Genomic DNA, 10,547 nt, shown 5'->3' on the forward strand with positions numbered 1-10,547 from the left:
CACGACGGCGATCATGGGTGTTCGAGGGCCCCGGACGGGGCAGTGATCCGTTCACTCCCCCGTGCAAGGGGGCTGCGGGCGCCCCCGCGGAACGCCGTAAGGTTGTGTGGTCAAGCGAGGGCACGTCGGAAGGAGGCCTGGGTGATCGAGCTCGAGGGGGTTCCCGAGCTGATCGACCCGGTCATGGTGGCCGCGTTCGAGGGCTGGAACGATGCCGGCGACGCCGCCTCCACCGCGGTCGCGCATCTGGACAGGGAGTGGAAGGGCGAGGTGTTCGCGGCGCTGGACGCCGAGGACTACTACGACTTCCAGGTGAACCGCCCCACGGTGTGGATGGATGCGGGCGTGCGCAAGATCACGTGGCCCACGACAAGGTTGTCGGTGGTCCGCGTCGGCGGCGAGAAGCCGCGCGATCTCGTACTCGTCCGAGGTATCGAACCGTCGATGCGGTGGCGCTCGTTCTGCAACGAGCTGCTGGGCTTCGCGCACGAACTGGGTGTGGAGCTGGTGGTGGTGCTGGGGGCCCTGCTGGGCGACACCCCGCACACCCGGCCGGTCCCGATCAGCGGCACCACGTCCGACGCGGACCTGGCGCAGCGCATGGACCTGGAGGAGACCAAGTACGAGGGGCCGACGGGCATCGTCGGCGTCCTGCAGGAGGCCTGTACGCACGCGGGCGTGCCGGCGGTGTCGCTGTGGGCGGCCGTGCCGCACTACGTGTCGCAGCCGCCGAACCCGAAGGCGACGCTGGCCCTGCTCAACCGCCTGGAGGATCTGATCGACGTGCGCATCCCGCTGGGCGAACTGCCCGAGGACGCGCGCGCCTGGCAGGTCGGCGTGGACCAGCTGGCCGCCGAGGACAGTGAGGTCGCGGAGTACGTCCAGACGCTGGAGGAGGCCCGGGACACCGCGGAGCTGCCGGAGGCGTCGGGCGAGGCGATCGCCCGCGAGTTCGAGCGCTATCTGCGGCGCCGGGACGGCTCAGGTCCGTCGAGCGGCGGACACGCGACCGCGGACGGCAGTGACAGCACGTCGTATCTGCGGGACAACCCCAGCGGTCGTACGAAGCCGCCGAAGCCACCGAAGCCGGGTCCGGACGAGGAGGAGTCGTCGGAGGACTAGCCGGGTCGACCGGGTGAGGGCGGTGCGCAGCTTGCGCATCGCCCTCTTTGCGTTCTGCCGCCCCGTGCCATGGCTGCCGCCCCGTCCCTTGACTGACAACTCTGCAGTCTTTGGCCGGTTTGCTACGTGACCTCTGTTTCAGGACGGATTGCACACGCTACCCAATTCAACTTGTTTCAAACCGAGTTGGTGAATACGGTCTGGACGCCTCGCCGAGACCGTGCTTGGTTGTGCACCGATGGCGCACCCGCACGGACCGAAGGGAGCGGTACCGATGAGCGACCAGGTACAGCCGGCGCAAGGGCCGGGAACGTCCGGGCCGGGGCCCGACGGAGCGGGATTCACCTATCGAGGAGCCGAGCGGGAACTGATCGTCGTGGCCCGTCCCGAGGCCCGGCTGCGCGCCCAGGCCGAGGGCGTCCGCTCGGCCGCGGGAGCCGACGTCTCCGCTCTGAACATGTTCCTCGGCGATGAACAGCTGGCCCTGGAGCCGCTGTTCGGCAGTGAGGAGCGGCTGCAGCAGTCCGCCGCCCCGAGCGAGGGCCATGTGCCCGACCTCGCGATGTTCTACCGGGTGCGCGGCGGCGAGAGCCGGGCGGAGGAGCTGCGCTCGCGGATCGCCGCGCTGCCGGGGGTCGAGACGGCGTACATCAAGCCCGGTGCCGTACCGGCGTCCCTGGCTCAGGAGAGCGGCCGGCTGAAGGAGGGGGCGCCCGTCACCCCCGACTTCAGCAGCCGGCAGGGCTATCTGCGCCCCGCGCCGGAGGGGATAGACGCCCACTGGGCATGGCAGCGCCCCGGTGGGTCGGGTCAGGGGGTGACGGTCATCGACGTCGAGGGCGCCTGGCAGTTGGGCCATGAGGACCTGGCCGCCAAGCTGGCCGGCGTCGTGGTCGGCACCCCGCTGACCGACCTCGCCTGGCGCAACCACGGCACCGCCGTGATCGGCGTGATCGGCGGCGACCGCGATGAGTACGGCGTCAACGGAATCGTGCCCGAGGCGGTGACCGCGGCCGCGTCCTTCCAGGGCATCGGCACGGCGGCAGCGATCCACGCGGCGGCCGACCGGCTCGGCCCCGGCGATGTCGTACTGGTCGAACTGCACCGCCCCGGACCGCGGTTCGAGTACGCCGAGCGCGACGACCAGCGCGGCTATGTCGCTCTGGAGTGGTGGCCGGACGACTACGCGGCCATCCGGTACGCCACCGCCAAGGGCGTCCTCGTCGTCGAAGCGGCCGGCAACGGCGGCGAGTCGCTGGACGACGCGGTCTACGAGCGCCGCCCGGACGACTTCCCCGAGTGGTGGCGCAACCCGTTCAATCCGTCCAACCAGTCCTCCGGTGCCGTCCTGGTGGGCGCGGGCGCACCGCCCCCCGGCACGCACGGCCGCGACCACGGCCCGGACCGCTCCCGGCTCGCGTTCTCCAACTACGGCGCCCGGCTTGACGCCCAGGGCTGGGGCCGCGAGGTGACGACCACCGGCGGCTTCTGGGACAAGCCCGGCGATCTGCAGGGCGGGCCCGAGGAGATCGCCTGGTACACGGACACGTTCTCCGGGACCTCCGCCGCCTGCCCGGTGGTGGTCGGCGCCCTGGCCGCACTGCAGGGCATGCTGAAGGCGGCCGCGCAGCAGCCGATGTCCCCGGAGCGGGCACGCGCAGTGCTGCGGGCCACGGGTTCCCCGCAGCAGGACGCACCGGGCCGGCCCGCCTCCCAGCGGATCGGCAACCGGCCCGACATCAAGGCAGCGGTCACCCATCTGCTGCCGGAGGCGGTCGGCTCGGGCCAGGCCGAACGGTACTGGGACGAGCTGCTGCCCTACCCCCGTGAACTCCCGCCCAGGCTGAGGCTGTTCGTGGCCGGTGCCTGGCGGAACCTGAACCACCCGTCCCCGGAGATCCGCCAGGCGGTGCACTCCGCCTTCGCGGGGGGACGGCCCGACGTCCGAGTGTGGTTCTCGGACGACGAGATCGTCGGCCTGGTCGTCACGGGCTGACGAATCCCAACCATCAAGGGAAGGTGACACCCGTATGAGCACCACCCCGCAGATGAGCCAACTGGGACAACAGCAAGGCCAGCAGTTCCCGAGCACGTCGCCCTACCAGCAGTACCAGCAGCAGCCGTTCGGGCAGCAGCAGCCCATGGGAATGGGGATGGGCATGGGCTCGCTGGAGCAGCTCCAGCAGCTCGGCCAGCAGCAGCCCTTCCAGCAGCTGCTGCAGCAGCTCGGCCAGCACCAGGGCTACGGTCAGCAGCAGCAACAGCAGCACGAGCAGCAGGTGCAGCAGCAGCTCCACCAGCTCGCCCAGGTCGCCGTGCAGCACGTTCAGCAGCAGGTCCAGCAGCAGGTGCTGCAGGCCGGCATCGCGGACGGCTACGTCGACGTCGTGCAGCCGCTGCCGGGCCAGCCCAGCCTGATCGCCCTGCGCATCCAGGGCCAGTTCAGGATCTTCGCCAACCCGAACCCGCAGACCCATGACCAGGTCCAGGAGGCATTCGCCTTCGGCCACCAGGTGGTCGGCATCTGGGACTCGGGCTCTCCGAACGTCCTGCGCAGCATCCAGGTGCGCAGGATCTGACCGCCGCTCGGACATCGCGCGGCAGACCCGAGTGACATGAGGGGCGCTTCCTCCACGGAGGAAGCGCCCCTTTCCCTGCCTTGGTGACTACAGGGCTGTGGTGGTTACAGGGCCACGCCCAGCAGAGCGTCCACGGCCCGCGACACGACACCGGGTGCGCCGATGTCCGTACCGCCCTCGGCGTCCTGCAGCGCGGCCCAGCGGTCGACCGCGGCGAGGGCGGCCGGGGCGTCCAGGTCGTTCGCGAGAGCCTCGCGGATCTCCTCGACCAGGGCCTCGGCGGGCGGCCCGTCGGGCCGGGAGACGGCGGCACGCCAGCGCCCGAGCCGCGCCACGGCGTCCTCGAGGACCTGGTCCGTCCACTCCCAGTCGGAGCGGTAGTGGTGGGCGAGCAGCGCCAGCCGGATCGCGGCCGGGTCCACCCCGTCGCGCCGCAGCTTGGACACGAAGACCAGGTTGCCCTTGGACTTGGACATCTTCTCGCCGTCCAGGGCGACCATGCCGGCGTGGACGTACGCCTTGGCCATGGGGAACTCGCCGGTCAGCACCTGGGCGTGCGAGGCGCCCATCTCGTGGTGCGGGAAGGCGAGGTCGGAACCGCCGCCCTGCACGTCGAAACCCATGCCGAGGTGGTCCAGGGCGATGGCGACGCACTCGATGTGCCAGCCGGGGCGACCGCGCCCGAGCGAGGCGCCGTCCCAGCTGGGCTCGCCCTCGCGGGCGGCCATCCACAGCATCGGGTCGAGGGGGTTCTTCTTGCCGGGACGGTCCGGATCGCCGCCGCGCTCGGCGGACAGCAGCCGCATGGCCGCCGCGTCCAGGCCCGAGACCTTGCCGAAGTTGGGGTCGGCCTCCACGGAGAAGTAGATGTCGCCGTCGAGTTCGTAGGCGGCGCCCGCGTCCCGCAGCCGCTCGACGAGCGGCACGATGCCGGGTATCGCCTCGACCGCGCCTATGTAGTGCTGCGGCGGCAGCATCCGCAGCGCGGTCATGTCCTCGCGGAACAGGGCCGTCTCCTGCTCGGCGAGGGCGACCCAGTCGATGTCGTCGCGGTGCGCCCGCTCCAGCAGCGGGTCGTCCACGTCGGTGACGTTCTGGACGTACTGAACCTGCCGCTTGGTGTCGAGCCACACGCGCTGAACGAGGTCGAACGCGTTGTAGGTCGCCGCGTGACCCATGTGGGTCGCGTCGTACGGCGTGATGCCGCAGACGTAGATACGGGCGACGGGACCGGGGTCGAGGGAGACCAGACCGCCGGTCGCGGTGTCGTGGATCCTCAGGTCGCGGCCCTGACCAGGCAGGGCGGGGACCTCGGAAGCGGGCCAGGCATGCATGTCATGAGCCTAACCGGACGGAAGTTCCGGATACGAACCGGACCGGGCCGGATGGCCGGTAAGGCCCTCTTGCGTGATACCCGCCGGTCTGCTTCTACACGGGCGGCCAGGGAATCGCAGGCCACTCGCCGCTCGGCTCGGGGTGCTTCCCCGTCTCCAGGAGTTCGGCGACACGCGCGCGTGTGGCGTCGAGTTCGGCGTCCGTGATCAGGCCCGTCAGCCGTGTGGCCAGGGCTCCTTGCGCGGCCAGGGCCTCCTGGAGGGACTTGAGGACGTCGACCGCCTCCGGGGCCAGCGGCTCCCCCGCCCACCCCCACAGCAGCGTCCTGAGCTTGTTCTCGGTGTTGAAGGTCACGCCGTGGTCGATCGCGTACAACCGGCCGTCGGGTGTGGGCAGCAGATGGCCGCCCTTGCGGTCCGCGTTGTTGATCACGGCGTCGAGCACGGCGAGCCGGCGCAGCCGCTCGTCGTCGGCGTGCACCAGCAGTGCCGTCTTCCCGTCGCCGACCTCGGCGAAGCCGATCGCCTTCCAGCCCCGCTCCGGCTCCTCACCGTCGACCAGGGCGAGCAGCTCGGCCTCGGGGCTCACCTCGATCCACAGCTGGACCATCCCCTCGCCGTACGGCCCCTCCCGCAGCACGGTGGGCGGCACGAGGCCCCAGCCTGTCGCCTCGGAGACCTCGTAGGCGGCCACCTCGCGCCGGGTGAGGTTGCCGTCGGGGAAGTCCCACAGGGGCCGCTCGCCGGCCACGGGCTTGTAGATGCAGGCCGCTTGCCGGCCCTCGTGGGAGATCGTGCAGTACAGGGCCGCGTTGGACGCCTCGCGGATCCGGCCGCGCACGGTGAGCTCGCCGTGGGTGAGCAGGTCGGCGAGCGGCTCGTCGGTCGTCACGCTCCGCGGCGGTATCCGTTCTGGCGCGGACATACGTGTCCTTCCGGGTCGAGCGGGAGGCTGCACAGCGGGCACGGCGGCCGCCCGGCGTTGACGACGTCGAGGGCGCGCTTGGCGAAGGCCCGTGCCTGCGCGCCGGTCAGGCGGACCCGCAGCATCGGGGGCCCGTTCTCCTCGTCCTGGAGCAGGCGTTCCTCCGCCTCGGCGAGGTCCTCCTCGGAGTCGGCGTCGAGCTCCACGAGGGCCTGCGCCTCGACGATCATGCGCTGTTCCTCGCCGTCCCAGGCAAGGGCCATGGTGCCGACGCGGAACTCCTCCTCGACGGGGGTGTCCAGCGGATCGGTGTCGGAGATCTCGGTGGAGGCCACGGCCGGGACGGCGGCGCTGCCGCCACTGCGCCGTACGACCTCGTCGAGCAGTTCGTCCATGCGTTCGGCAAGGGCGGCGACCTGGGTCTTCTCCAGGGCCACGCTGGTCACGCGGGGGCCCGCGGTGGCCTGGAGGAAGAACGTACGGCGTCCGGGCATACCGACCGTACCGGCCACGAAGCGGTCCGGGGGGTCGTAGAGGAACACCTGACGGGACACGTCCTGTCTCCTGGAATTCGTGGATCGACATCGGACCGGATGACCGCACGGCCTGCTGGTGCGGACGGGTGCGGCGCTACTGCGACCGCTTCACCCTACTGCGCCCGACGATCACGGTGCGCCCGCACCGCCCCCGACCGTGGCGTCGCCGGCCGGGGGTTCCTCGCGCGGCGCCAGCGACGCGAAATCGCCGGTGTCACCGAGCCGTACGAGAAACGGCCTCAGACGTGTGTAACGGATCGCGGTGATGGAACACGGTTCAACGGAAATCCTCTGGAAAAGGTCGAGATGAAGTCCGAGTGCCTCCGCGACGAGCGACTTGATGATGTCGCCGTGCGAACACATCAGGTAGACGGCGTCGGCGCCGTGGTCGCGCTCCACGCGCGCGTTCCATTCTCGTACGGCTTCGGCGGCGCGGGTCTGCATCGCGCGCATCGATTCGCCGCCGGGGAACGCGGCGGCCGACGGGTGCGTCTGCACGACCTCCATCAGCGGCTCGTCCTTGAGTTCGGCGAGCTTGCGGCCGGACCAGTCGCCGTAGTGGGCCTCCCCGATCCGTTCGTCGGTGTGCGCGGTGAGCTCCGGGCGGGCGTCGAGGAGCGGCCGGATCGTCTCCTGGCAGCGCTGCAGCGGGCTGCTGACGACCTCGGAGATCGGCAGCCCGGCGAGCCTGCCGGGCAGGGCGGCGGCCTGCGCGGCGCCGCGCTCGTCGAGGGCGATGCCGGGCGTCCAGCCGGCGAGCACTCCCTCGGTGTTGGCGGTGGAACGTCCGTGCCGGACCAGGATCAGCGTGGGCATGCGGCCAAGAGTAGGCGCACGCCCGGGTGCGGCCGGGGGCGGACGGCGGGAGAATACGCTCCGTGATCGTCGACTGCGCCATCTACCGGGACGGGCGCCGGACGGAGGGGCCCGCGGACTTCTCGCACGCCCTGGCGCAGTGCCGTCGCGGGCGGGACGCCTTCGTCTGGATCGGCCTGTACGAGCCGACGGAGAAGGAGTTCGACCGGGTCTCGGAGGAGTTCGGGCTGCATCCGCTGGCCGTCGAGGACGCCCTGAACGCGCATCAGCGGCCCAAGCTGGAGGTGTACGACGACTCGCTGTTCATGGTCCTCAAGCCGGTCGGGTACGAGGCGAAGAGCGACATCGTCACCGCCGGGGAGGTCATGGTCTTCATCGGCGACTCGTTCGTGGTGACGGTGCGGCACGGCGAGGAGGCGCCGCTCGCGGCTGTGCGGCACCGGCTGGAGGAGGAGCCCGAAATGCTCCGGCACGGCCCCACCGCGGTGCTGTACTCCATCGCCGACGCCGTGGTGGACCACTACGTGGAGGTGGCCGGCGAGCTGGGCACCGACCTGGAGGAACTGGAGACGGAGGTGTTCTCGCCGACCGGCGGGGGCTCGCGGCGCACGGCGTCCCGCATCTACGCCTTCAAGCGGCAGGTCCTGGAGTTCCGCAGGGCCACGGGCCCGCTGGCGCAGCCGTTGGCCCGGCTGGCGGGCGGGGGCGTCTTCAGCACCCGGGTGCCCTTCGTGCACGAGAAGGCGCAGCCCTTCTTCCGGGATGTGAGCGACCACCTCACGCGCGTGAACGAGTCGGTGGAGGGCCTGGACCGGCTGGTCTCGGACGTGCTGTCGGCGCATCTCGCGCAGATGAGCGTGCGGCAGAACGACGACATGCGGAAGATCTCAGCGTGGGCGGCCATGGCGGCGGTCCCCACGATGATCGCGGGGATCTACGGCATGAACTTCGACCACATGCCGGAGCTGCACTGGCGGGTGTCGTACCCGGCGGTGATCCTGGCGATGGCCGGCCTGGAGGTGCTGCTGTACCGCCTCTTCAAGCACCGGGGCTGGCTGTAGCTCAGGCGAACTCGGGTGCGGTCCTGGCGGTTCCGCCCAGTGCGTCGCGCCGCTCGGGCATCCTCAGGCTCACCATCCGCCGCCAGCCGGCGAACCGCTCGTAGGCGTAGACGGCGTGGATGCCGACGGCGAGCAGCGCCGACTTGGCCCGCGGCCAGCCGAGGATGCGCCCCATGTGGTCCATGACGGCGAGGCTGACGTCCCGGTAGGTCCGGATCTCCGCGAGCGCGCACTCCCGCAGCGTGCGCTGGATGGCGCGGCCGTGTCCGGCGTATGCGAGGCGCAGCAACTCCTCGTGGCAGTAGGCCAGGTGGTTGTCCTCGTCGTCGGAGATCATCCGCACCGCGCGGCCGATGTCGGGGTGGTCCGCGAAGTGCCTGCGCAGCAGTTCCATCTGCTCGGAGGCGCGCTGCTCCGTGACCCGGCTGTGGGAGAGGTAGGTGACGATGTCCTGCACGGTGAGCGGTTCGTCGTTCTTGAGCTTGTCGTGGGGGAGTCCGATGCCGTTCTTCTCCAGGAGCATCGTGTAGTCGGTCTCGGGCGGTACGGGGACGGGTTCGAGACCGCGCTTCTTCATCAGGGCGTTGAAGATCCGCCCGTGCTTGTCCTCGTCGGCGCCGTGCCGGGTGATCTTGGGGGCGAGGGCGCGTTGGCTGTCGGGGACCAGCGCGGCGATCCGCCCGTTCTCCCAGCCGCCCTGGGACTCGCCGCTGGCCGCGATGGAGCAGAACAGGGCGAACGACTCGTCGTCGTCGAGGATCTCCTGGAAAAGACTCCTGGCCGAAAGCATCGCGGGCACCTCTCTGCCGGTCTCGAACGAGTCAAGTGCGGCGCTGGAGGTGCTGCAACAGCTGTGTCGGACGACTCGGCCAAAAGGAGGACCCAAGGGGTCACATCGCAGGCGTAACCGCGCGCGGCCGGGCGCGTTGTTCCCCGTGACGGCCGTGGCGGGGAAGACCCCCGAGCCCCCACCACGGCCGCAGAAACTTTTCCCCGGCGCCCCGGGGCGTGCGTTACGCCAGTCCGGCGCGCTCCAGGGCCTCGGTGCCGGCGCGGAGCGAGGCGACCCGCTCCTGAAGCGTGAAGCCGGCCGGGTTGAGGCTCAGGGTGGTGACCCCGGCCGCCGCGTACTCCTTCATCCGGTCCGCGATGCGGTCCACGGAACCGAGCAGCGCCGTCTTGTCGATCAGGTCGTGCGGGATCGCGGCCGCGGCGCCCTGCTTGTCGCCGGACAGGTACTTCTCCTGCACCTCGGCGGCTGCCGCCTCGAACCCCATGCGCTGGGCCAGCTGGTTGTAGAAGTTCTGCTTGGCGCTGCCCATGCCGCCGACGTACAGGGCGGTGTAGGGCCGGAACGCGTCCGCGAGGGTGGCCACGTCCTTGTCCTCGCCCACGGAGAGCGGGAGCGTCGGGCAGACGTCGAAGCCGTCGAGGGTCTTGCCGGCCTTCTCCCGCCCGGCGCGCAGGTATTTGATCGTGGTCTCCTCGAGGTGCTCCGCCGAGGGGAAGATCAGCAGCGCGCCGTCGGCGATCTCACCGGTCTGCTCGAGGTTCTTCGGGCCGATCGCGGCGATGTACAGCGGGATGTGCTCGCGCTCGGGGTGCACGGTCAGCTTGAGCGGCTTGCCCGGGCCGCCGGGCAGCGGCAGCGTCCAGTGCTCGCCCTCGAACGACAGCCGCTCGCGCGTCATCGCCTTGCGCACGATCTCGACGTACTCACGCGTGCGTGCCAGCGGCTTGTCGAACTTGACGCCGTACCAGCCCTCGGAGACCTGCGGTCCTGAGACGCCGAGGCCGAGGCGGAAGCGGCCGCCGGAGAGCGAGTCGAGGGTGGCGGCGGTCATCGCGGTCATCGCGGGCTGGCGGGCCGGGATCTGGAAGATGGCCGACCCGACGTCGATGCGCTCGGTCTGGGCGGCGACCCAGCTGAGCACGGTGGCCGCGTCCGACCCGTAGGCCTCGGCGGCCCAGCACACCGCGTACCCGAGGCGGTCGGCCTCCTTCGCGACCTCCAGGTTGTCCGCGTCCATTCCGGCACCCCAGTAGCCGAGGTTGATCCCGAGCTGCATGCCGATACCCCTTACCGATCAGTAACGTCCCTGTCGGCCAGACCCTAGCGTGCGGAAACTGGTTGTCCACAGGCCCCCACGCCGAAGGGCCGGGCCAGTAATCTC

At 70.8% G+C, this 10,547-nt stretch carries 10 protein-coding genes; 4 read left to right on the forward strand and 6 right to left on the reverse strand.

Features of this window, described 5'->3' with window-relative positions:
* Positions 1-141: 141 nt before the first annotated feature.
* The 3 genes from ACWCRD_RS23940 to ACWCRD_RS23950 all read left to right on the forward strand — a co-directional run bounded on the left by ACWCRD_RS23940 (position 142) and on the right by ACWCRD_RS23950 (position 3,701).
* Positions 142-1,122, forward strand: coding sequence for a PAC2 family protein (locus ACWCRD_RS23940; protein WP_450967811.1), 981 nt, complete (start codon positions 142-144; stop codon positions 1,120-1,122).
* A 274-nt stretch (positions 1,123-1,396) separates the two neighbouring features.
* Positions 1,397-3,118 (forward strand): S8 family peptidase, encoded by a 1,722-nt coding sequence (locus tag ACWCRD_RS23945; protein ID WP_450967812.1) that lies wholly within the window; start codon positions 1,397-1,399, stop codon positions 3,116-3,118.
* A gap of 34 nt (positions 3,119-3,152) precedes the next feature.
* Positions 3,153-3,701, forward strand: a complete 549-nt coding sequence (locus ACWCRD_RS23950; RefSeq protein ID WP_450967813.1) for a hypothetical protein — start codon at positions 3,153-3,155, stop codon at positions 3,699-3,701.
* A gap of 104 nt (positions 3,702-3,805) precedes the next feature.
* Here the strand turns inward: ACWCRD_RS23950 and mshC are convergent, their stop codons facing one another.
* The 4 genes from mshC to ACWCRD_RS23970 form a co-directional block, all read right to left on the reverse strand.
* Positions 3,806-5,035, reverse strand: a complete 1,230-nt coding sequence (gene mshC / locus ACWCRD_RS23955; protein ID WP_450967814.1) for a cysteine--1-D-myo-inosityl 2-amino-2-deoxy-alpha-D-glucopyranoside ligase — start codon at positions 5,033-5,035, stop codon at positions 3,806-3,808.
* A 94-nt stretch (positions 5,036-5,129) separates the two neighbouring features.
* Positions 5,130-5,960, reverse strand: a complete 831-nt coding sequence (locus tag ACWCRD_RS23960; RefSeq protein ID WP_450967815.1) for an SCO1664 family protein — start codon at positions 5,958-5,960, stop codon at positions 5,130-5,132.
* Positions 5,924-6,514, reverse strand: a complete 591-nt coding sequence (locus tag ACWCRD_RS23965) for a DUF3090 domain-containing protein (RefSeq protein WP_123964039.1) — start codon at positions 6,512-6,514, stop codon at positions 5,924-5,926. The genes ACWCRD_RS23960 and ACWCRD_RS23965 overlap by 37 nt, the downstream gene beginning before the upstream one ends.
* Before the next feature lie 111 nt (positions 6,515-6,625).
* Positions 6,626-7,312: a histidine phosphatase family protein gene (locus ACWCRD_RS23970; RefSeq protein WP_450967816.1), complete on the reverse strand. Its 687-nt coding sequence runs from the start codon at positions 7,310-7,312 to the stop codon at positions 6,626-6,628.
* Positions 7,313-7,374: 62 nt separating this feature from the next.
* Here ACWCRD_RS23970 and corA point away from each other — a divergent pair, with 62 nt between their 5' ends.
* Positions 7,375-8,373 carry a magnesium/cobalt transporter CorA gene (corA, locus tag ACWCRD_RS23975; RefSeq protein WP_450967817.1) on the forward strand — a complete coding sequence of 333 codons (999 nt, stop codon included), beginning with the start codon at positions 7,375-7,377 and terminating at the stop codon, positions 8,371-8,373.
* Between the two features lies 1 nt (position 8,374).
* On the opposite strand, the gene ACWCRD_RS23980 is transcribed toward corA, so the two are convergent.
* Positions 8,375-9,163, reverse strand: coding sequence for a ferritin-like domain-containing protein (locus ACWCRD_RS23980; RefSeq protein WP_450967818.1), 789 nt, complete (start codon positions 9,161-9,163; stop codon positions 8,375-8,377).
* 223 nt (positions 9,164-9,386) lie between these two features.
* The gene (locus ACWCRD_RS23985) at positions 9,387-10,442 is read right to left on the reverse strand and encodes an LLM class F420-dependent oxidoreductase (RefSeq protein WP_398959986.1); all 1,056 of its coding nucleotides are present in this window, start codon (positions 10,440-10,442) and stop codon (positions 9,387-9,389) included.
* Positions 10,443-10,547 lie beyond the last annotated feature (105 nt).

This window comes from Streptomyces sp. NPDC002092 (assembly GCF_053593775.1).